Raw genomic sequence first — 22,180 nt, 5'->3', positions numbered from 1 at the left:
GCATTTTCAAGCCCGCGAGCGGCCGGATTACCGGCCGCAGTACAGCGGAGAGACTCAGGCGGCAGAAGGACGCTGAGTGAAGACCTGATCGATCAGACCGTACTTGACAGCATCGTCACCACTCATGAAGCGGTCACGGTCGGTGTCGCGGGCGATGACATCCAGCGGCTGGCCGGTGTGATGCGCCAGCACCTGGTTCAGGCGCTCCTTGATGAAGAGGATTTCCTTGGCATGGATCTCGATGTCCGAGGCCTGGCCCTGGAAGCCGCCCAGCGGCTGGTGGATCATCATCCGCGAATGCGGCAGGCAGTAGCGCTTGCCAGCGGCGCCTCCAGCCAGCAACAGGGCGCCCATGCTGCACGCCTGGCCCACACAGATGGTGGACACGTCGGGCTTGATGAACTGCATGGTGTCGTAGATCGACATGCCAGCAGTCACGGAGCCGCCCGGAGAGTTGATGTAGAGGTGGATGTCCTTGTCCGGGTTCTCGGCCTCGAGGAACAGCAACTGGGCCACCACGAGGTTGGCCATGTAGTCCTCGACCTGGCCGACCAGGAAGATGATCCGCTCCTTCAGCAGGCGCGAATAGATGTCGTAGGAACGCTCACCGCGGGCGGACTGCTCCACCACCATCGGCACCAGACCACCAGCGGCCTGAATGTTCGGAACTTGCGGCATATAAGGATTATGCATGTCCGACGATCACTCCCTAATAAAAAGTCATGTCTCTATAGACGCACAAGCCAGCCCGAAGGCTGGCTTGTGACAATCGAACGAAGCGCTGGATCAGGCCGCTTGCGGAGCTTCTGCAGGCTTGACCGCGTCTTCGTAGGATACCTGCTTGTCGGTCACATTGGCCTTCTGCAGGACAGTATCTACAACTTGTTCTTCCAGTACAACCGAACGGACTTCGTTCAGTTGCTGGTCGTTCTTGTAGTACCAGGCAACAACTTGTTCCGGCTCCTGGTAAGCCGAAGCCATTTCTTCGATCATTTCGCGAACGCGGGCTTCATCGGCCTTCAGCTCGTGCTGCTTGACCAGCTCGGCGACGATCAGGCCCAGCACGACGCGGCGCTTGGCTTGCTCTTCGAACAGCTCAGCCGGCAGTTGGTCAGGCTTGATGTTGCCACCGAACTGCTGGACAGCCTGCACGCGCAGACGGTTGACTTCGTTGCCGATCAGGGCCTTCGGAACTTCGATCGGGTTGGTCTCGACCAGACCTTCCATCACCTGGTTCTTCACCTTGGACTTGATGGCCTGACGCAGCTCACGCTCCATGTTCTTGCGAACTTCGGTGCGGAAGCCTTCCAGAGTGCTTTCCTTCACGCCGAACAGAGCGAAGAACTCTTCGTTCAGTTCCGGCAGTTTCGGCTCGGCAACGCTGTTGACGGTAGCGGTGAACTCGGCGGCCTTGCCGGCCAGGTCCAGGTTCTGGTAGTCCTCGGGGAAGGTCACGTTCAGCACGCGCTCTTCACCGGCCTTGGCGCCGACCAGGCCTTCTTCGAAGCCCGGGATCATGCGGCCGGAGCCCAGCACCAGCAGGGTGCCCTTGGCGGAACCGCCAGCGAAGGCTTCACCGTCAATCTTGCCGACGAAATCGATGTTCACCTGGTCGTCGTTCTGAGCGGCGCGATCAACGGCTTCGAAGCGGGTGTTTTGCTTGCGCAGGATTTCCAGCATGTTGTCGAGATCGGCGTCAGCCACATCGGCCTGCAGACGCTCAACCTTGATGCCGTCGAAACCGGCAACCTGGAATTCGGGGAAGACTTCGAAGGTAGCGATGTACTCGAGGCCCTTCTCCTTCTCGAACACTTTCGGCTCGACGGACGGAGCGCCAGCCGGGTTCAGTTTCTGCTCGACCACGGCTTCGTAGAAGGTTTCCTGGATCAGGTCACCGAGGGCTTCCTGACGAGCGGCGGCTTCGTAGCGCTGACGGATCACGCTCATCGGCACCTTGCCGGGACGGAAGCCAGGAACCTTGGCGCGACGAGCGGTCTGCTGCAGACGCTTGTTGACTTCGGTCTCGATACGCTCGGCCGGCACGCCAACGGTCATGCGGCGCTCAAGAGCGGAGGTGCTTTCAACGGAAACTTGCATGGATATTCCTCGTGGCACAGACGTAAGCCGGTCCTTCCGGCTCCCAGAATCAAGGGCAAGCATTCTAGTAGCAAGAAATGCAGAAGTCACCCTGAGTGGAAGCTGCGGAAATTCACGGATGCGAGAGCTTATGGAAAGAAGATGGTGCGGACGGAGAGACTCGAACTCTCACAGCTTGCGCCACTGGAACCTAAATCCAGCGTGTCTACCAATTTCACCACGTCCGCAGGGTACCGCAGAAACGAAAACGCCAGGCTCTTGGCCTGGCGCTTCGGAATATGGGGTGGACGATGGGAATCGAACCCACGACACCAGGAGCCACAATCCTGTGCTCTACCAACTGAGCTACGCCCACCATATTACACTTGCTTGTACCGAACGCCACATGGCGCACCCGGCAGGACTCGAACCTGCGACCATCCGCTTAGAAGGCGGATGCTCTATCCAGCTGAGCTACGGGCGCTTGAAGTGGCGGCAACCCTTGCTAAGCAGACTCAGTGAAACCACTGAATCGGTTGGCACCGCCTCTTTCGTGTTTCAGGCTGTGCTCGGCAAGCGGGGCGCATGTTATCGATGAGCCCCTACCCCGTCAACAACTTTTTTAAAAAAAATTCAAAGAGATAAAGGAGTTACGGCAAATCAGGGGCATCCGCCTTTGCCTTATGGAGGCAGCGTGCGAAAATGCGCGCCTTCTTTTCACCCGCCTTAATGGTTATCCCCCCGACATGACTGCAAAACTGATCGACGGCAAAGCGATCGCCGCCAGCCTCCGCCAGCAGATTGCCCAACGCGTCAACGAACGCCGCCAGCAAGGACTGCGCATCCCCGGCCTGGCAGTGATCCTGGTCGGCAGCGACCCCGCCTCTCAGGTCTATGTCGCGCACAAGCGCAAGGACTGTGAAGAGGTCGGCTTCCTCTCCCAGGCGTACGACCTCCCCGCCAGCACCACCCAGGAAGAGCTGCTCGCGCTGATCGACCGCCTGAACGCCGACCCGGCCATCGACGGCATTCTGGTCCAGCTTCCCCTCCCCGCCCATCTCGATGCCTCCCAACTGCTGGAGCGCATCAGCCCGGACAAGGACGTGGACGGCTTCCATCCCTTCAACGTTGGCCGACTGGCCCAGCGCATCCCACTGCTGCGCCCCTGCACGCCGAAGGGCATCATGACGCTGCTGCAGAGCACCGGTGTCGACCTGTACGGCCTGGACGCCGTCGTCGTGGGCGCTTCCAACATCGTCGGCCGCCCCATGGCGCTGGAACTGCTGCTGGCCGGCTGCACCGTCACCGTCACCCACCGCTTCACCCGCGACCTGGCCGACCACGTTGGCCGTGCCGATCTGGTCGTGGTTGCCGCCGGCAAACCCGGCCTGGTGAAGGGCGAATGGATCAAGGAAGGCGCCATCGTCATCGACGTGGGCATCAACCGCCAGGAAGACGGCAAGCTGGTGGGCGACGTGGAATACGATGTGGCTGCCGAGCGCGCCAGCTGGATCACCCCGGTTCCGGGCGGCGTCGGCCCGATGACCCGCGCCTGCCTGCTGGAAAACACCCTGTACGCCGCCGAACACCTGCACACCTGACAGGTTTTCGACGAACAAGAAAAAGGCCGCTGATCAGCGGCCTTTTTCATTTCCAGGGAAGCAACTACTCGGCAAGACGCCAGGTAGTGCCGCCCTTGCCGTCTTCCAGCACCACGCCCAGAGCGGTCAGCTCGTCGCGGATGCGATCGGATTCGGCCCAGTTCTTCGCCGCGCGGGCATCCAGACGCGCCTGGATCAGCGCCTCGACCTGTACCGCATCGACCTTGCCGGCCGCGCCAGCCTGGAGGAACTCGTCGGCATCCATCTGCAGCACGCCCAGCAGAGCGCCCAGTTCACGAACGCGCGCCGCCAGCGCAGCGGCCGCTGCCGGATCGCTGTCGCGCAGACGATTGACCTCGCGGACCATCTCGAACAGCACGGCCACCGCTTCCGGCGTACCGAAGTCGTCATCCATCGCCGCGCCGAAACGCTCGACGAATTCTTCGCCACCTGCGGCAGCCACCTGCGGCAAGCCACGCAGCGCAGTGTAGAAACGCTCCAGCGCGCCTTTGGCTTCCTTCAGGTTGTCTTCGGAATAGTTGATCGGGCTGCGGTAGTGGCTGGACACCAACAGGAAACGCACGACTTCCGGGTGATATTTCTCCAGCACTTCGCGGATGGTGAAGAAGTTGCCCAGGGACTTGGACATCTTCTCGCCGTCCACGCGCACCGCGCCGGCATGCATCCAGCTAGCGGCATAGAGCTTGCCGGTGGCTGCCTCGCTCTGGGCGATTTCGTTCTCGTGGTGCGGGAACACCAGGTCCGGGCCGCCGCCGTGGATGTCGAAGGTCTCGCCCAGGCAGCAGGTGGACATCACCGAGCACTCGATGTGCCAGCCCGGACGACCGGCACCCCAGGGCGACTCCCAGCTCGGCTCGCCCGGCTTGGCGCCTTTCCAGAGCACGAAGTCCAGCGGATCTTCCTTGGATTCGTCGACCTCGATGCGCGCACCGATGCGCAGGTCTTCGATCTTCTTGCGCGACAGCTTGCCGTAGCCGGCGAACTTGCCGACCCGGTAGTAGACGTCGCCATTGCCGGGCGCGTAGGCGTAGCCCTTGTCGATCAGGGTCTGGATCATCTCGTGCATGCCGGCGATGTGACCGGTGGCGCGCGGCTCGATGTCCGGACGCAGGACCGACAGGCGCGCCTCGTCCTCGTGCATCGCGGCGATCATGCGGGCGGTCAGTTCTTCGAACGATTCACCATTCTCCTGGGCGCGACGGATGATCTTGTCGTCGATGTCGGTGATGTTGCGCACATAGGTCAGGTCATAGCCGCGATGGCGCAACCAGCGGGCGATGACGTCGAAGGCCACCATCACGCGGGCGTGGCCGATGTGGCAGAAGTCGTACACGGTCATGCCGCACACGTACATGCGTACCTGGTTGCCGACCAGCGGCTTGAAGCTGTCCTTGGTCTTGGACAGCGTGCTGTAGATCTGCAAGTCAGCCATCCCTTACTGCCCCCAGGAGTCGCGCAGGGTCACGGTGCGGTTGAAGACCAGGGCGCCAGCCTTGGAATCCTTGGCGTCGGCGCAGAAGTAGCCTTCGCGCTCGAACTGGAAGCGGTCCTCGGCGGTGGCGCTGGCCAGCGACGGCTCGGCGCGGCAACCCTTGAGCACCACCAGGGATTCGGGGTTGATGTTGTCGAGGAAGCTGCCGCCCTCTTCGGATTTCTCCGGGTTGGCGGAGCGGAACAGGCGGTCGTACAGGCGCACTTCGCACTCGACGCTCTCGGCGGCCGGCACCCAGTGGATCACGCCCTTGACCTTGCGGCCCTCGGGGTTCTTGCCCAGGGTGTTCTCGTCATAGCTGCAACGCAGTTCGACGATGTTGCCGGCGGCATCCTTGATGGCTTCGTCGGCGCGAATCACATAGCTGCCGCGCAGGCGCACTTCGCCACCCGGGATCAGGCGCTTGTAGCCGGCCGGCGGGACTTCCTCGAAGTCGCTGGCGTCGATGTAGATCTCGCGGCTGAACGGCAGCACGCGCACGCCCATGTCCTGCTTCGGATGGCGCGGCAGTTCGAGGTTCTCGACCTGGCCTTGCGGGTAGTTGGTGATGACCACCTTCAGCGGCTTGAGCACGCACATGGCGCGGCCGGCGTTGGCGTCCAGGTCGTCGCGGATGGCGAATTCCAGCATGCCGATGTCCACCACGCCGCCAGCGCGGTTCACGCCGATCATGTCGCAGAAAGTACGGATCGACGCCGGGGTATAGCCGCGACGGCGATAACCGGACAGGGTCGACATACGCGGGTCGTCCCAGCCGTTCACATGCCCCTCGTCAACAAGCTGCTTGAGCTTGCGCTTGCTGGTGATGGTGTAGTTCAGGTTCAGGCGCGCGAATTCGTACTGGCGCGGCTGGGCCGGGACCGGCAGGTTGGCCAGGAACCACTCGTACAGCGGGCGGTGATCCTCGAACTCCAGGGTGCAGATGGAGTGGGTGATGCCCTCGATGGCGTCCGACTGACCATGGGTGAAGTCGTAGCTGGGATAGATGCACCACTTGTCGCCCGTCTGGTGGTGATGCGCGTGACGGATGCGATAGAGGATCGGATCGCGCAGGTTGATGTTCGGCGAGGCCATGTCGATCTTCGCGCGCAGCGAACGGGCGCCGTCCGGGAACTCGCCGGCCTTCATGCGGGCGAACAGGTCCAGGTTCTCTTCCACGGAGCGATCACGGAACGGGCTGTTCTTGCCCGGCTCGGTGAGCGAACCGCGATAGGCGCGCATTTCCTCGGCGTTGAGATCGCAGACGAAGGCCTTGCCGGCCTTGATCAGGTCTACCGCCCAATCGTGCAACTGGTCGAAATAGTTGGACGCGTAGCGCACCTGCCCGGCCCACTCGAAGCCAAGCCACTTCACATCGGCCTCGATGGCGTCGATGTATTCCTGGTCTTCCTTCGCCGGGTTGGTGTCGTCGAAGCGCAGGTGGCAGTCACCGCCGAACTCCTTGGCCAGGCCGAAGTTCAGACAGATGGACTTGGCATGACCGATATGCAGGTAGCCATTGGGCTCCGGCGGGAAGCGGGTGACGATCTTCTGGTGCTTGCCACTGTCCAGGTCGGCCTGGACGATGGGGCGCAGGAAGTTGGCGGCAACAGTGGCTTCTTTCGTATCGGCGGTAGGCTTGCTCATGGTGTCCTTGATCATTCCGTCGTTCAGCCAGGGTAGGCCGGCCAAACCAAAGCGCTTATCATAGCCGAAGCTGTCAACCCCCTGACAGGCCTTCGATTTTTCCAAAGAGCGGAATTCCCTGATGACTACCACCGTCAAACTGCAGACCAACTTCGGCGATATCACCCTTGAACTGTTCGACGACAAGGCGCCGGAAACCGTGGCCAACTTCAAGGAGTACGTTAAGGCCGGCCACTACGACAACACCGTGTTCCACCGCGTGATCAACAACTTCATGATCCAGGGCGGCGGTTTCGAGCCGGGCATGAAACAGAAGAGCACCCGCAAGTCGATCAAGAACGAAGCCAACAACGGCGTCGGCAACAAGATCGGCACCGTCGCCATGGCCCGTACCATGGAGCCCCATTCGGCCAGCGCGCAGTTCTTCATCAACGTCGCCGACAACGACTTCCTCAACCACAGCGCGCCGACCGTGCAGGGCTGGGGCTACTGCGTGTTCGGTGAAGTGAAGGACGGCATGGACGTGGTCAACAAGATCAAGACCGTCGCCACCACCATGCGCTCCGGCCACCAGGACGTACCGGCCGACGACGTGATCATCGAGAAAGCCGAAATCATCGGCGAGTGAGTCGATGAGCGTCCTGTTCATCTCGGACCTGCATCTCGAAGCGGAACGCCCGGATATCACCCGGGCGTTCTTGCATTTCCTCTCCACCCGCGCCCGCGCAGCCGAAGCGCTATACATCCTCGGCGACTTCTTCGAAGCCTGGATCGGCGACGATGGCATGGACGAGTTCCAGCACGCCATCGCCCGTGCCCTGCGCGGACTGTCCGACAGCGGTACGCGCATCTACCTGATGCACGGCAACCGCGACTTCCTGATCGGCAAGGCCTTCTGCCGCGAAGCCGGGTGCACCCTGCTGCGCGACCCGAGCCTGATCGACCTGGGCGGCGAGAAGATCCTGCTGATGCACGGCGACAGCCTGTGCACCCTCGACGTGGCCTACATGAAGCTGCGTCGCTGGCTGCGCAACCCGCTGACGCTGTTCATCCTGCGCAACCTGCCGCTGACCACCCGCCACAAGCTGGCGCGCAAGTTGCGCAAGGAAAGTCGCGCGCAGACGCGCATGAAGGCCAGCGAGATCGTCGACGTCACGCCGGCGGAAGTGGAGAAGATCATGCGCGACAAAGGCGTGCGCATCCTCATCCACGGGCACACCCACCGCCCCGCCGTCCACGAACTGGAGATCGACGGCCGCCCCGCACGGCGCATCGTCCTCGGCGACTGGGATCGCCAGGGGTGGGCGCTGGAGGCCGATGACCGCGGCATGCAACAGGCCCCCTTCCCCCTTTGACACGGCAAGGCCACTGCCGAAGTGGCCTTTTGATGCCAACCCGCCGGCACTCTCAGACGTTTCCACTTGACCGGTAACTGCAACCTTACGCAGCATTCGCGGTTTGCTCACTCAAGGAAGAGACATGTTCAGCAAGGGAAACCTCATCAAGTTCGGCGCCCTGCCGTTGGCCCTGGTCGCCGCCGCCTTCATCCTGTTCAACGGCATCTTCTTCTATAACGAAGCCGGCTACATGACCCACGTGCGGACCATCTTCGGCGACGAGAAGATCGTCGACGACGTCGGTTACGCCACCAAGTGGTTCGGCCGTGCCACCACCTGGAAAAAAGCCATCAGCGTGCAGTCCGTGCTGGTCATGGACGAGAACGACAACAACCCGGACAACGATGCCCTGGGCGCCACCATCGAAGCCTTCCCCATCGTCTTCCTCGGCAACGTCGACGCCAAGGTCGAGTCCTCGGCACGCTTCCGCCTGCCTGGCGGCGATCAGTTCCTGAAAATGGCCCAGGAATACCGCAATCCGGACAACTTCATCCGCACCGCGCTGGTCCCGGCAATCAAGGAAACCCTGCAGGCCACCGCCTCACTGATGACCGCCGATGACTACTACGCCGGCGCCCGCAGCGAGTTCGCCGCGGAGTTCGAGAACCAGCTCAACGACGGCCTGTACCTGATCAAGCGCAAGGAAGTGCGCGGCCCGCGTGGCGCCGTGCCACACCAGACCGCGATCCTGCAGGCCGGTACCGAACAAGGCAGCTTCGGCGACAACAACGCCAGCCAGTTCGTCACCGAGAAAGTCACCGACGCCAAGGGCATCCCGGTGCGCAAGCAGCAGCAGTTCCGCAAGTTCGGCGTGGAAGTGGTTGAGGCACGCATCACTAACGTCGACCCGAACCCGCAGTACAAGCAGCGCATGGTCAAGGTGCAGCAGGCGCTGGCAGAGTTGGCCGTGGCCCGCCAGAACCGCCTGAAGGAAGAGGAAGAGAAACTGCTGGTCACCGCCCGCGGCGAGAAGGAAGTGGAAGCCAAGCGCCAGGAGACCCTGCGCGACCAGATCGAGCGCACTACCCAGGCGGAAACCGAGAAACAGCTGGCAGTCATCAACGCCGAGCGCGAGAAGCAGCGCGCTGAGATCGAGAAGCAGACTGCTGAATTGCTGCGCGACAAGGCTGCCGTGACGGCGCAGGCCACCAAGATCACCGCTGACGCCGATGCCTATGCCCGCGAAGCTGTGATCAAGGCGGACGGCGCACTGCAACCCAAGCTGGATGCGCTGATCGCCATCAACAAGGTCTGGGCTGAAGCCGCCGCCCAGGCGCCGGTACCTAGCGTCATGATGGCGGGCGGACAGAACAGCGCCAGCAGCCGCCAGGACGAGATCGGCCAACTGATGGGTGTGCTCGCCACCAAAGCGGCGCGCGACCTGGCGCTGGACCTGAAGGTAAAAGACTGAGCCTGAACTTGTAGTAGCGAGCTTGCTCGCGAACGGATATCCCGGCAGCCCTGCTGCCGGACTGGTTCGCAAACAAGAACTACGCGCACTCCTCGCTCCTATGAAGAGCCAAGAAAAAAGCGCCCGTCTGGGCGCTTTTTTTGTTGCGGGGCGCGAGTCAGGCCGCCAGCTCCGCCGGCACGCCGCTGTGAAAACGGAATTCGCTGTCCGGCGACTGGATCAGGCCAGCCTCTACCTCGCGAATCTCCGCCACGCGGCGGTCGATATCGGCGTCATCGCCATAACGGCGCGCCAGGCTCAGATAGCCCTGGAAATGCCGCGCCTCGGATTTCAGCAGCGAGCCGTAGAACTTCGCCAGGTCGGCATCCAGGTGATCCACCAGCGCAGCGAAACGCTCGCAGCTACGGCATTCGATGAAAGCGCCAACGATCAGGGTGTCCACCAGCTTCTGCGGCTCGTGGTTGCGCACTACCGCGCGCAGGCCTGAGGCGTAGCGGCCGGCGGAAATCGGCCGCAGCGGGATGCCGCGCTTCTTCAGGATCGCCAGCACCTGCTCGTGGTGGCGCAGCTCCTCGCGGGCCAGGCGCGACATGAAGTTCACCAGCTCCTCGTGGGCGCTGTACTTGGCGATCAGGGCCAGGGCCGTGCTGGCGGCCTTGAATTCGTTGTTCTTGTGGTCGATCAGCATGACCGCCTGATCCCGCAGCGCGGCTTCCACCCACGCATCCGGCGTGGCACAACCGAGGAATTCCCTGATTTCGGACAGCATCTTCTTGCTCCAGACGACTCAGCGCACCGGCGCCTGGCTGGCCGGTGCAATAAAGGCGGAGCATTATACGGGGGCCGCCGCGCGGAACCAGCTTCCGGCGTTGATATGCCTCAACGTCATGAACGGGATATCCCGACTACAGTGGTTCTACATAAACAACGCGCACGAAGGGAGACGATCATGCAAGCCATCCGTAGCATCCTCGTAGTCGTGGACCCGGACCAGCCGGAAGGTCTCGCGCTGAAACGGGCCCGCCTGATCGCCAGCGTGACCCAGTCGCACCTGCACCTGCTGGCCTGCGAGCGGCGCGCCGACTACAGCGCCAAACTCGAAGAAGTGGCCGAGGTGCTGCGCCAGGAAGGTTTCAGCGCTTCCAGCCGCCAGGCCTGGAAGGACAATCTGCACCAGACCGTCATCGCCGAGCAGCAGGCCGAAGGGTGCGGGCTGGTGATCAAGCAGCACAGCCCGGACAACCCGCTGAAAAAGGCCCTGCTCACCCCGGACGACTGGAAGCTGCTGCGCTTCTGCCCTGCCCCCGTACTCCTGGTGAAGACCAGCCTGCCCTGGGCCGGCCGCAACATCCTCGCCGCCGTGGACGTAGGCAACAACGATATCGAGCACCGCACGTTGCATGCCGGGATAGTCAGCCACGCCTACGACATCGCCGGGCTCGCTCACGGCCAGTTGCACGTGATCAGCGCCCACCCGTCACCCATGCTCTCGGCCGCCGACCCGACCTTCCAGCTCAGCGAGACCATCGAGGCCAAGTACCGCGAGGCGTGCAAGGCGTTCCAGGCCGAATACGGCGTAGACGACCAGCACCTGCACATCGAGGAGGGCCCGGCGGACGTGCTGATTCCCCGCGCGTCCCACAACCTCGATGCGGCGGTGACGGTGATCGGCAGCGTGGCGCGCACCGGGTTGTCCGGCGCACTGATCGGCAACACCGCCGAAGTGGTGCTCGACTCCCTGGAAAGCGACATCCTGGTGCTCAAGCCGGACGACATCATCGCCCACCTGGAAGAAATCGCCGCCAAGCCCTGACACCCGACCGTCACCTCTACAGGAAGGAAAAAGCGCCCCGAGGGGCGCTTTTTTATTGGCAGGCGACGGTCAGACGCGCGACTCCAGCCCATCGGCGAGAAAGCTCGGCGCGATGTAGCGCTCGTAATGCGCCTCGGAGAGAATGAAGAACTCCTTGTCGATGGCGTCGCGCAGGTCCGGCAGTGTCCAGCCGCGGAACTCCGGCAGCAGCACCAGGCCGTAGGCCTCCACCTGGTTGATCATCCTTGAACCGCGGGCGATCAGTTGGTAGGCCCAGCAATACGGCGACTGCTCGGGCACGAAGCGTATCTGCCGCTGCTCCAACTGGCTGCGCAGGAGCGGCGCGTCGAAGACTTCCAGCTTGGCCATCATTACCTGCGCCAGCAGAATCTCCAGACGGCTCCAGACCGCCCGCTTTTCCTCGTCGCTGTAGCGGTTCCAGTTCACCACTTCATGGTGGAAACGCTTGCAGCCACGGCAGACCAGGTCGCCATAGACCGTCGAGCAGAGCCCGACACAGGGGGTTTTGATGCGCTGAGATGACATGGGGAAACGGGTGGCCGGCAAAGCGGGCATGTTAGCCCTTTGTCTAGGCAAGATCACCCTTCGAGCTGCCGCAAATCGGCTTACCAAGGCCCATTAATTCCATTAGAATGGCTGCGCCTTTTTGGCGTCATTGTCCGAAAGAAGCTGTTTTCAAAGCGTCACGAAGCACAGATTCCGGCAGCCGCGCGGTCTGGGCGCCTCCCTCAAGCGCCCAGCCCCATCAGTCCCTGGCCACCCCGGCGTAAAACTTTGAAAACAGCTTCTGCCCGGAGATCGCCGGTGCCGTCGTAGGTCAGTGGATTACCGTCCACCATGCCTGACGAATGGATCGGAGAGGTCTCCTGGATACGCGTCCTCCGGGACCACTGATGAGGGAAATACTGTGCTTGAAGCCTATCGCAAACACGTAGAAGAGCGTGCCGCCCAGGGCGTCGTGCCCCAGCCGCTGAACGCCGAACAGACCGCTGGTCTGGTCGAACTCCTGAAGAACCCGCCGGCCGGCGAAGAAGAATTTCTCCTCGACCTGATCACCAACCGCGTACCGCCGGGCGTGGACGAAGCTGCCTACGTCAAGGCCGGCTTCCTGTCCGCCGTTGCCAAGGGTGAAGCCACTTCCCCGCTGATCTCCAAGACCCGCGCCCTCGAGCTGCTGGGTACCATGCAGGGCGGCTACAACATCGCCACCATGGTCGAGCTGCTGGACAACGCCGAGCTGGCCGAAGTCGCCGCCGCGCAACTGAAGCACACCCTGCTGATGTTCGACGCCTTCCACGACGTCGCCGAGCGTGCCAAGAAAGGCAACGCTGCCGCCAAGGCCGTGCTGCAGTCCTGGGCCGATGGCGAGTGGTTCAAGGCCCGTCCGGCCGTCGCCGAGAAGCTGACCCTGACCGTGTTCAAGGTCCCCGGCGAAACCAACACCGACGACCTGTCTCCCGCTCCGGACGCCTGGTCGCGCCCCGATATCCCGCTGCACGCCCTGGCCATGCTGAAGATGGCCCGCGACGGCATCGAGCCGGTCCAGCCGGGCTCCGTCGGCCCGCTGAAGCAGATCGAAGCCGTGAAGGCCAAAGGCTTCCCGGTCGCCTACGTCGGTGACGTGGTCGGCACCGGTTCGTCCCGTAAATCCGCCACCAACTCGGTGCTGTGGTTCTTCGGCGACGACATCCCCTATGTGCCGAACAAGCGCGCTGGCGGCTTCTGCTTCGGCACCAAGATCGCCCCGATCTTCTACAACACCATGGAAGACGCCGGCGCCCTGCCGATCGAGTTCGACTGCACCAACCTGGCCATGGGCGACGTCATCGACGTGTACCCGTACGAAGGCAAGGTCGTGCGTCATGACAGCGGCGAAGTGGTCACCACCTTCGAGCTGAAGACCCCGGTTCTGCTCGACGAAGTCCGCGCCGGCGGCCGTATCCCGCTGATCGTTGGCCGTGGCCTGACCGAGAAGGCCCGTGCCGAGCTGGGCCTGGCTCCGTCCGACCTGTTCAAGAAGCCGGAAGCCCCGGCCGACAGCGGCAAGGGCTTCACCCTCGCCCAGAAGATGGTTGGCCGCGCCTGCGGTCTGGCCGAAGGCCAGGGCGTACGTCCGGGCACCTACTGCGAACCGAAGATGACCACCGTCGGTTCCCAGGACACCACCGGCCCGATGACCCGCGACGAGCTGAAAGACCTGGCTTGCCTGGGCTTCTCCGCCGACCTGGTGATGCAGTCCTTCTGCCACACCGCTGCCTATCCGAAGCCGATCGACGTCAAGACCCACCACACCCTGCCGGACTTCATCATGACCCGCGGCGGTGTCTCCCTGCGTCCGGGCGACGGCATCATCCACAGCTGGCTGAACCGCATGCTGCTGCCTGACACCGTCGGCACCGGCGGCGACTCGCACACCCGCTTCCCGATCGGCATCAGCTTCCCGGCCGGCTCCGGCCTGGTGGCCTTCGCCGCTGCCACCGGCGTCATGCCGCTGGACATGCCCGAATCGGTTCTGGTGCGCTTCAAGGGCAAGCTGCAACCAGGCATCACCCTGCGTGACCTGGTCCATGCGATCCCCTACTACGCGATCCAGGCCGGCCTGCTGACCGTCGAGAAGAAGGGCAAGAAGAACATCTTCTCCGGCCGCATCCTCGAGATCGAAGGTCTGAACGACCTGACCGTCGAGCAAGCCTTCGAGCTGTCCGACGCCTCCGCCGAGCGTTCGGCTGCCGGTTGCACCATCAAGCTGCCGGAAGAGGCCATCGCCGAGTACCTGAAGTCCAACATCACCCTGCTGCGCTGGATGATCGGCGAAGGCTACGGCGACGCCCGCACCCTGGAGCGCCGCGCGCAAGCGATGGAAGCCTGGCTGGCCAACCCGCAACTGCTGGAAGCCGACAAGGACGCCGAATACGCCGCGGTCATCGAGATCGACCTGGCCGACGTCAAGGAGCCGGTACTCTGCGCTCCGAACGACCCGGACGACGCCCGTCTGCTGTCCAGCGTGCAAGGCCGCAAGATCGATGAAGTCTTCATCGGCTCCTGCATGACCAACATCGGTCACTTCCGCGCTGCCGGCAAACTGCTGGACAAGGTCAAGGGTGGCATTCCGACCCGTCTGTGGCTGGCTCCGCCGACCAAGATGGACGCCCACCAGCTGACCGAGGAAGGCTACTACGGCATCTACGGCAAGGCCGGCGCGCGCATGGAAATGCCGGGCTGCTCGCTGTGCATGGGTAACCAGGCTCGCGTACAGACCGGTTCGACCGTGGTCTCCACCTCGACCCGTAACTTCCCGAACCGCCTGGGCGACGCCACCGACGTGTTCCTGGCATCCGCCGAGCTGGCCGCCGTTTCCTCGATCATCGGCAAGCTGCCGACTGTCGAGGAGTACATGGCCTACGCGAAGGACATCGACAGCATGTCTGCCGATATCTACCGCTACCTGAGCTTCGACCAGATCGCCGAGTTCCGTGAAGCGGCAGCCAACGCGAAGATCCCGGCCCTTCAGGTCTGAGTGATCCCAGCGTGACGAAAAGCCCCGCCTGAGTGCGGGGCTTTTCTTTTGCAGATCCCGAAATGGACGCCTGCCGCCCGCCCCTAACGATGGGCCTAATACTTATTGACCGCTTGCGCCCCGGGCCTCGAGGTCTAAGGTGGACAACAGGCTCCTGCCGATTTCCGTGCCCAGGTGCCCTTGTGGAACCCTCCAGAGGTGCGCTCCCTTCCTCTGCGCCCCGCTCTCCATGGCGGGGCTTCTTTTTTCCGCCGCTTCCCTGGCACAGCTCTTGCTCTGCCTTCATAAACGGTGATCCAACGGCGGGTCGCCCTCTGACAATGGCGTCGCTGCCACCGCCCCTCGAAGGCCGGTGGAGCGGCGCCTTTTTGTATTGAGCGTGCATGAGCGCGCGTTCAGAGGTGGAGATGATCGACAGTACCAGCGCACTGCCGGGCAACCTGGCCTGGGTAGCCGGCTCCGATGCCCCGGAGAAGGCCGCGCTCAACCTTGGCTTCATGGCCCTCACCGATTCCGCCTCCCTGGTGGTGGCCGCAACCCAGGGCTTCGGCCAGCCCTACGGCCTGACCTTGAACCTGCAACGCCAAAGCTCCTGGGCCGGCCTGCGCGACCGCCTGCTGAACGGCGCGCTCGATGCGGCGCAAAGCCTCTACGGCCTGATCTACGACCTGCAACTGGGCCTGGGCGGCGCCCCCGCCACGGACATGGCCGTGCTCATGGGCCTGTGCCAGAACGGCCAGTCGATCAACCTTTCCGCCCCCTTGATGCGCGACGGCGTGACCTCTGCTGAAGCACTGCAAAGCCATGTGCGCCAGAACGGTGCGCAACTCACCCTCGCCCACACCTTCCCCACCGGCACGCACGCAATGTGGCTCTACTACTGGCTGGCCGCCCACGGCATTCACCCGCTGCAGGACGTGCGCAGCCTGGTGGTGCCGCCAGCGCAGATGGTCGAGCACCTCAGGGCCGGACGCATCGACGGCTTCTGCGCTGGTGGCCCCTGGGGCGCGCTGGCCGTGGACGAAGGCATGGGTTTCACCCTCGCCACCAGCCAGCAGATCTGGCCCGACCACCCGGAAAAGGTCCTGGGCACCACCCGCGCCTTCGTCGAGCAATACCCCAACACGGCTCGCGCGCTGGTGATGAGCCTTCTCGATGCCAGCCGCTTCATCGAAGCCAGCCAGGACAACCTGCGCAGCGCCGCCCGGCTGATCAGCAGCGAGGACTATGTCGACGCCCCGCTCGCCAGCATCGAACCGCGCCTGCTCGGCCGCTACCAGGACGGCCTCGGCCACGCCTGGCAGGACGCGCACCCGCTGCGCTTCTTCAACGACGGGCAGGCGAACGTCCCCTGGCTCTCCGACGGATTGTGGTTCATGACCCAGTTCCGCCGCTGGGGCCTGTTGCGCGAGGACGTCGACTACCTCGGCATCGCTCGTCAGGTCCAGCAGTTCGCGCTGTACCGCGAAGCCGCCAGCGCCCTGGGCGTCAGCGTGCCGGACAGCGAAATGCGCACCTCCACCCTGATCGACGGTCGCCTCTGGGATGGCAGCGATCCGGCCGGCTATGCCCGCAGCTTCGAGCTGAATGCCCTGGCGGAACGAGGTTGAGCATGCTGCGCGTTCTGCTGATCAACGACACCCCGAAGAAGGTCGGGCGCCTCAGGGCTGCCCTGGTGGAGTGCGGCTTCGAAGTGATCGACGAATCCGGCCTCACGGTCGATCTCGCGCAGCGGGTGGAAGCCCTGCGCCCCGATGTGATCCTCATCGACACCGAATCCCCCGGCCGCGACGTGATGGAGCAGGTGGTGCTGGTCAGCCGCGACCAGCCACGCCCCATCGTCATGTTCACCGACGAGCACGACCCGCAGGTGATGCGCCAGGCCATCCGCTCCGGGGTCAGCGCCTACATAGTCGAGGGCATCCAGGCCCAGCGCCTGCAGCCGATCCTCGACGTCGCCATGGCCCGCTTCGAGAGCGACCAGGCCCTGCGCGCCCAACTACAGGCCCGCGAGCAGCAACTGGCGGAGCGCAAGCGCATCGAGCTGGCCAAGGGACTGCTGATGAAAATGAAGGGCTGCGCCGAGGCGGAGGCCTACACCCTGATGCGCCGTCAGGCCATGGGCCGACAGCAGAAGCTGTCGCAGGTGGCGGAACAGATCATCGCGATGCATGAAATGCTCGGGCACTGAGACCGGCCATCTGCCAGCGACGGCACGGCGCGATCATTTCGCCAGCCGCCAAGCTGGCCCCTGCCCTCCCGGCAACGTCCTATGCTGCGCCCGCCCGGCTCCAGGCCGGGCCCCCGGAGCGTCATCGGCAGGGTTCGATGGCGCATCGCAGTGGCCGCCGCCGGCTAGGCACCTCGGCGCCCACCCGACCTCGCCGCACACGCGGCTCAGCAAGGGCAAGCCCATGATCGACCTCAGCACCTGGAACCTCAGCGTTCCCACCGACCCACGCCCCACCGAAGTCACCACCGAGCAGATCGCCAGGGGCTACCAGAGCCGCTACTTCAAGAGAGACGGCAACCAGCTGGTGTTCTGGGTGCCCGTCACCGGCTCGCACACCTCCGACAGCGTCTATCCCCGCAGTGAACTGCGCGAGACAACCACCGCCGGCGAAGTCGCCAACTGGTACTACAACCAGGGCGACAACGAGCTGCGCGTGACCATGAGCGTCCAGCAGGTGCCATCGAAGAAAAAGATCATCATCGGCCAGATCCACAGCCGCTCGCCCTATACCGGTGATGGCGAGCCACTGGTCAAGCTGCAGTACCACTATCTGCCAACCTTGGCGAGCGGGCGACTCGAAGCCCTGGTACGCAACCACCCCGACGACAGGGCCAGCATCAATGTGCCGCTGATCGACAATGTCGCGCTGGATCAGGCCTTCAACTACAGCCTGCGCGTCACCTCGGTGGGCAACCTGGCCATTCGCGTGGAAACCTCCGACGGCCGCGCCAACTACTACCGCAAGATCCTCAGCACCACCTGGTCCAAGCAACTGCTCTACTTCAAGGCCGGGGCCTATATCAACGACAACTACGGCAACAGCGGCGAGGGTGCGCGGGTGACCGTCTTCCACCTGAACATGGCGCATCGCTGACCCGCCATTCAGTGGCCTGATGAGGCGCGGGAGCAGCGGACTGCGCGTAGAATGCGCGGCACATCCGCACTACCCGCCGCCTTGTCACCGAGATCGCCATGGCCCGCCTGAAACTGGAATTCCCCGAAGAACTGTTCATCTACAGCACCAAGCTCACCGTCCGCGTCACCGACATCAACGGCGCCAACCACCTGGGCAACGACTCGATGATCTCGATGATCTCCGAGGCCCGCGCGCGCTTCCTGTTCGACTACGGCATCCGCGAGACCGGCATCATCGTCACCGACCTCGCCACCACCTACCGCGCCGAAGCCCACGCCCGCGACCAGTTGCTGTTCGAGGTCGGCGTCATGGATTTCAACAAGTACGGCGGCGACATCATCTTCCGCATCACCCGCCCGGCCGACGGAACCCTGGTGGCGATGGCCAAGTCCGGCTTCGTGTTCTTCGACTACAAGATCGGCAAGGTCGTGGAGATACCGACGGCATTCCGCGACACCTTCCCCAACGTCAACTGGATCGCCTGACGCTCCAGCAGGGCGCGCGCCATCCATCGGAGCGCCCCACGTTGGATCATTGCTGATCCCACCTCATCCGGCATCGCCCTGATCCGTCGGGGTTCTTTCACCTTGGCCCGCACCTTGCTCAGTAAAGGGCGGCGGTAGTCAACGGCGATTACCCAACCTACGACAAAGGCGTCGCATCCACACCCGCAGCTTGCGGTGGGTGGAGCGACGCCTTTTTCGTTTGCCCCGGCGCAGGGGCTCAGCAGGACCTTTCCCGAGCCCGGCGGCTGCCACGTGAGCGCCTGACCGGAGCCCTCAACCGTTGCTGATGAGGTGTTCGATGAACACGAGTTTCTGGAAAGCCGGCCATGCGCCGACCCTCTTCGCCGCCTTCCTGTATTTCGACCTGAGCTTCATGGTCTGGTACGTCCTCGGCCCGCTGGCCGTGCAGATCGCCACCGACCTGCAACTGACCACCCAACAGCGTGCGCTGATGGTCGCCACGCCAATCCTCTCCGGCGCCATCCTGCGCTTCCTGATGGGCCTGCTGGCCGATCGCTGGTCACCCAAGGCCGCGGGCATCTTCGGTCAGATCATCGTCATCTGCGCGCTGTTCGGCGCCTGGCAGCTGGGCATCCACAGCCTGGAGCAGGCGATGATCCTCGGTGTGCTGCTGGGCATGGCCGGCGCCTCGTTCGCCGTGGCGCTGCCACTGGCCTCGCAGTGGTACCCGCCGCAGCACCAGGGCAAGGCCATGGGCATCGCCGGCGCGGGCAACTCCGGCACGGTGCTGACGGCCCTGTTCGCCCCGGCCATCGCTGCCGCCTTCGGCTGGCAGAACGTTTTCGGCTTCGCGCTGATCCCGCTGCTGGCCACCCTGCTGGTGTTCGCCCTGCTCGCCCGCAACGCCCCGGAGCGGCCGCCGGTCAAGTCTCTGGCGGATTACCTGAAGGCCCTGGGCGACCGTGACAGCTGGTGGTTCATGTTCTTCTACAGTGTGACCTTCGGCGGCTTCCTCGGCCTGGCCAGCACCCTGCCCGGTTACTTCCACGACCAGTACGGCCTCGACCCGGTGAAAGCCGGCTACTACACCGCCGCCTGCGTCTTCGCCGGCAGCCTGATGCGCCCGCTGGGCGGTGCCCTGGCCGATCGCATCGGCGGCATCCGCAGCCTGCTGGTGATGTACACCGTCGCCGCTATCTGCATCGCCGCCGTGGGCTTCCACCTGCCCAGCGCGGTGGCCGCGCTCAGCCTCTTCGTGGTGGCCATGCTCAGCCTGGGCGCGGGCAACGGAGCGGTATTCCAGCTGGTGCCGCAACGCTTCCGCCAGACCATCGGCGTGATGACCGGTCTGATCGGCATGGCCGGCGGCATCGGCGGCTTCTGCCTGACGGCCGGCCTGGGTGCGATCAAGCAGGCCACCGGTGACTACCAGATCGGCCTCTGGCTGTTCGCCAGCCTCGGCGTACTGGCCTGGTTCGGCCTGCACGCGGTGAAGGCTCGCTGGCGTACCACCTGGGGCAGCGCGGCCGTTACCGCGGCGCGGGTCTGAACGATGCGCCCTTGTAGGAGCGAGCTAGCTCGCGAACCGCTTGATGTGGAGGTCACCGGGGAAGGCGTTCGCGAGGCCGACTCTGTTCCCGACAATATTCGGCATTCCCCACATCCCTGTGGGTCACAAGCTCGCTCCTGCAATGAGCTGCGCCTGAGCTTCGCCCAGGCCAGCGCCACCGGCCCGCGCGCCGAGAACCAGGACGCCCTGCGGGTGGTCACCCCGCCCGCCGGACTGGCCGCCAGCAAGGGGCACCTGTTCGCCATCGCCGACGGCGTCAGCCAGTGCGCCGACGGCGGCCTGGCCGCGCGCCTGACCCTGCAGGCGCTGGCCGCCGACTACTACGCCACTCCCGAGACCTGGGCCGTCGCCCAGGCCCTCGACCGCCTGCTGATCTCGCAGAACCGCTGGCTGCAGGCCAACGGCGGCGGCCAGCCGCTGCTCACCACCCTCACCGCGCTGGTCCTGCGGGGCCGGCGATTCACCCTTGCCCACGTCGGCGATTGCCGCCTGTACCGCTGGCACGCAGGCGTTCTGGATTGCCTGACCCAGGATCACGTCTGGGAACAACCCGGCATGCAACACGTGCTCAAGCGCGCACTGGGCCTCGACCAACACCTGGTGGTGGACTACCGCGACGGAGAACTGGAAGCCGGGCAACGCTTCCTGCTGGTCAGCGACGGCATCTGGGCCGCTCTGGGTGACAGTGCCATCCAGCGCCTGCTGGAGGACGCACAGAGCCTGCAAGCCTGCGTCGACGCACTGGTCAGCGCCGCCCACCTGGCCGGCAGCCAGGACAACGCCAGCGCCCTGCTGCTGCAGGTGGACGAACTGCCGCCCGCGAGCCTCGGCGACGCCCTCGCCCAACTCGTCCACTGGCCAGCGTCGCCCTCGCTCAGAGACGGCCAGGAATTCGAGGGCTGGCAGGTCGAAGGCAAGCTGGCCCAATCCCGCCAGTCGCTGATCTACCGCGTGCGCGACCGGCAGAATCGTCCCTGGCTGCTCAAGACCTTGCCGCCAGCGCTGCGCGATTCTCCGGAAGCCGCCCAGTCGCTGCTGCTGGAGGAATGGTTTCTGCGTCGCGTGCAAGGCCGCTACTTCCCCGAACTGCACAGCCTGCCGCAGCGCCAGCATCTCTATTACGCGATGCGCGAGTATCCGGGGCAGACGCTGGACGAGCAGTTGAAACTCCACGGCCCGCTGAACCTGCCCGACTGGCTCGACCTCGCCCAGCGCCTGCTACGTGGCCTGGGCCAACTGCACAGGCGCAACATCCTGCACCGCGACATCAAGCCGGAAAACCTGCATTGGGCCGACGACGGCGAACTGCGCCTGCTGGACTTCGGCCTCGCCCACTGCCCCGGATTGTCGCAGGAAGACCCGCACGACCTGCCCGGCACCCCGAGCTACCTGGCGCCGGAATCCTTCCAGGGCGCGCCGCCGGATGCGCGCCAGGACCTCTACGCCGCCGGTGTCACGCTGTATCGACTGCTCTGCGGCCAATACCCCTATGGCGAGATCGAAGCCTTCCAGCATCCGCGTTTCGGCACGCCCGCACCGGCCAGCCGCTATCGCCCGGATATACCGGCCTGGCTCGACGACTGGCTGGCAAAGCTGACCGCCGCCCAGCCGCAGCAGCGCTTCGAGACCGCCGAGGAATGCCTGCTCGCCCTGGAACAAGGCGAACGGCAGGCACCAGCGCGTCCGCGCCCCCTGCTGGAGCGCGAGCCGCTGAGAGTCTGGCGCGGCGTTGCCCTCGCCTCCCTGGCGATCAACCTGGGGTTGCTGCTCTGGTTGTTGCACCAGGGCTAAGGGCGCACCAGTTCGGCCCAGAACGCATCACCGCAGTGCAGCAAAAACGACGATTCTCCGGGCGATCTACCTGAAAGCCCCGGAAACCGGAGATCGAGCAAGTTGGCACAGCCCCTGCAATAACCGTTTCAACAATCTACAAAAGCGCGTCCCTCAACGAAGAGGCTCGCACTTCCCGATCGAACGGGACTTGGACAAAGGCGTCCTCGCTGGGTAACCGGCGGGACG

At 64.2% G+C, this 22,180-nt stretch carries 18 protein-coding genes and 3 tRNA genes; 12 read left to right on the top strand and 9 right to left on the bottom strand.

The window, feature by feature from the left end:
- Positions 1–54: 54 nt before the first annotated feature.
- The 5 genes from clpP to GJV37_RS08735 form a co-directional block, all read right to left on the bottom strand.
- The gene (clpP, locus tag GJV37_RS08755) at positions 55–693 is read right to left on the bottom strand and encodes an ATP-dependent Clp endopeptidase proteolytic subunit ClpP (protein ID WP_024763281.1); all 639 of its coding nucleotides are present in this window, start codon (positions 691–693) and stop codon (positions 55–57) included.
- A 93-nt stretch (positions 694–786) separates the two neighbouring features.
- Positions 787–2,097 carry a trigger factor gene (gene tig / locus GJV37_RS08750; RefSeq protein WP_037010414.1) on the bottom strand — a complete coding sequence of 437 codons (1,311 nt, stop codon included), beginning with the start codon at positions 2,095–2,097 and terminating at the stop codon, positions 787–789.
- Positions 2,098–2,239: 142 nt separating this feature from the next.
- Positions 2,240–2,324: transfer RNA gene (locus GJV37_RS08745), tRNA-Leu, on the bottom strand.
- Positions 2,325–2,376: 52 nt separating this feature from the next.
- Positions 2,377–2,452: transfer RNA gene (locus GJV37_RS08740), tRNA-His, on the bottom strand.
- 31 nt (positions 2,453–2,483) lie between these two features.
- Positions 2,484–2,560 (bottom strand) — tRNA-Arg (locus tag GJV37_RS08735).
- A gap of 262 nt (positions 2,561–2,822) precedes the next feature.
- On the opposite strand from GJV37_RS08735, the gene folD reads away from it, so the two are divergent.
- Positions 2,823–3,677 (top strand): bifunctional methylenetetrahydrofolate dehydrogenase/methenyltetrahydrofolate cyclohydrolase FolD, encoded by an 855-nt coding sequence (gene folD, locus GJV37_RS08730; RefSeq protein WP_193452332.1) that lies wholly within the window; start codon positions 2,823–2,825, stop codon positions 3,675–3,677.
- A gap of 64 nt (positions 3,678–3,741) precedes the next feature.
- On the opposite strand, the gene cysS is transcribed toward folD, so the two are convergent.
- Positions 3,742–5,130, bottom strand: a complete 1,389-nt coding sequence (gene cysS, locus GJV37_RS08725) for a cysteine--tRNA ligase (protein WP_024765729.1) — start codon at positions 5,128–5,130, stop codon at positions 3,742–3,744.
- 3 nt (positions 5,131–5,133) lie between these two features.
- Positions 5,134–6,816, bottom strand: coding sequence for a glutamine--tRNA ligase/YqeY domain fusion protein (locus GJV37_RS08720; RefSeq protein WP_169887953.1), 1,683 nt, complete (start codon positions 6,814–6,816; stop codon positions 5,134–5,136).
- 121 nt (positions 6,817–6,937) lie between these two features.
- On the opposite strand from GJV37_RS08720, the gene GJV37_RS08715 reads away from it, so the two are divergent.
- From GJV37_RS08715 to GJV37_RS08705, 3 genes are all read left to right on the top strand, one after another.
- Positions 6,938–7,444: a peptidylprolyl isomerase gene (locus GJV37_RS08715; RefSeq protein ID WP_024765728.1), complete on the top strand. Its 507-nt coding sequence runs from the start codon at positions 6,938–6,940 to the stop codon at positions 7,442–7,444.
- A 4-nt stretch (positions 7,445–7,448) separates the two neighbouring features.
- A complete protein-coding gene (gene lpxH / locus GJV37_RS08710; protein WP_193452331.1) occupies positions 7,449–8,171 on the top strand; it encodes a UDP-2,3-diacylglucosamine diphosphatase in 723 nt (240 codons plus the stop codon).
- 124 nt (positions 8,172–8,295) lie between these two features.
- Positions 8,296–9,624 (top strand): SPFH domain-containing protein, encoded by a 1,329-nt coding sequence (locus tag GJV37_RS08705; RefSeq protein ID WP_024765726.1) that lies wholly within the window; start codon positions 8,296–8,298, stop codon positions 9,622–9,624.
- A 157-nt stretch (positions 9,625–9,781) separates the two neighbouring features.
- Here GJV37_RS08705 and GJV37_RS08700 read toward each other — a convergent pair whose 3' ends face one another.
- Positions 9,782–10,393: a MiaE family protein gene (locus tag GJV37_RS08700; RefSeq protein ID WP_065084157.1), complete on the bottom strand. Its 612-nt coding sequence runs from the start codon at positions 10,391–10,393 to the stop codon at positions 9,782–9,784.
- Between the two features lie 180 nt (positions 10,394–10,573).
- Here GJV37_RS08700 and GJV37_RS08695 point away from each other — a divergent pair, with 180 nt between their 5' ends.
- On the top strand, positions 10,574–11,437 hold the full coding sequence (locus GJV37_RS08695; protein WP_054907736.1) for a universal stress protein: 864 nt from the start codon (positions 10,574–10,576) through the stop codon (positions 11,435–11,437).
- Positions 11,438–11,506: 69 nt separating this feature from the next.
- On the opposite strand, the gene GJV37_RS08690 is transcribed toward GJV37_RS08695, so the two are convergent.
- Positions 11,507–11,983 carry a DUF1289 domain-containing protein gene (locus GJV37_RS08690; protein WP_065084156.1) on the bottom strand — a complete coding sequence of 159 codons (477 nt, stop codon included), beginning with the start codon at positions 11,981–11,983 and terminating at the stop codon, positions 11,507–11,509.
- A 382-nt stretch (positions 11,984–12,365) separates the two neighbouring features.
- Between GJV37_RS08690 and acnB the strand changes: the two genes are divergently transcribed.
- The 7 genes from acnB to GJV37_RS08655 all read left to right on the top strand — a co-directional run bounded on the left by acnB (position 12,366) and on the right by GJV37_RS08655 (position 21,952).
- Positions 12,366–14,975: a bifunctional aconitate hydratase 2/2-methylisocitrate dehydratase gene (gene acnB / locus GJV37_RS08685; RefSeq protein ID WP_038803692.1), complete on the top strand. Its 2,610-nt coding sequence runs from the start codon at positions 12,366–12,368 to the stop codon at positions 14,973–14,975.
- A 407-nt stretch (positions 14,976–15,382) separates the two neighbouring features.
- Positions 15,383–16,585 carry a CmpA/NrtA family ABC transporter substrate-binding protein gene (locus GJV37_RS08680; RefSeq protein WP_193452623.1) on the top strand — a complete coding sequence of 401 codons (1,203 nt, stop codon included), beginning with the start codon at positions 15,383–15,385 and terminating at the stop codon, positions 16,583–16,585.
- Between the two features lie 2 nt (positions 16,586–16,587).
- A complete protein-coding gene (locus tag GJV37_RS08675; protein ID WP_037010417.1) occupies positions 16,588–17,166 on the top strand; it encodes an ANTAR domain-containing response regulator in 579 nt (192 codons plus the stop codon).
- Between the two features lie 223 nt (positions 17,167–17,389).
- On the top strand, positions 17,390–18,082 hold the full coding sequence (locus GJV37_RS08670; RefSeq protein WP_193452330.1) for a polysaccharide lyase family 7 protein: 693 nt from the start codon (positions 17,390–17,392) through the stop codon (positions 18,080–18,082).
- A gap of 98 nt (positions 18,083–18,180) precedes the next feature.
- On the top strand, positions 18,181–18,609 hold the full coding sequence (locus tag GJV37_RS08665; protein WP_024765720.1) for a thioesterase family protein: 429 nt from the start codon (positions 18,181–18,183) through the stop codon (positions 18,607–18,609).
- Between the two features lie 319 nt (positions 18,610–18,928).
- Entirely contained in the window at positions 18,929–20,140 is a 1,212-nt protein-coding gene (locus GJV37_RS08660) for a nitrate/nitrite transporter (protein ID WP_193452329.1), read from the top strand.
- A 147-nt stretch (positions 20,141–20,287) separates the two neighbouring features.
- The gene (locus GJV37_RS08655; protein ID WP_193452622.1) at positions 20,288–21,952 is read left to right on the top strand and encodes a bifunctional protein-serine/threonine kinase/phosphatase; all 1,665 of its coding nucleotides are present in this window, start codon (positions 20,288–20,290) and stop codon (positions 21,950–21,952) included.
- Positions 21,953–22,180 lie beyond the last annotated feature (228 nt).

It is taken from the genome of Pseudomonas nitroreducens (genome assembly GCF_010994165.1).
Taxonomy (GTDB): domain Bacteria; phylum Pseudomonadota; class Gammaproteobacteria; order Pseudomonadales; family Pseudomonadaceae; genus Pseudomonas; species Pseudomonas nitroreducens.
The sequence above is the reverse complement of the archived record's forward strand: the minus strand, read 5'-3'. Positions and strand labels throughout refer to the sequence as shown.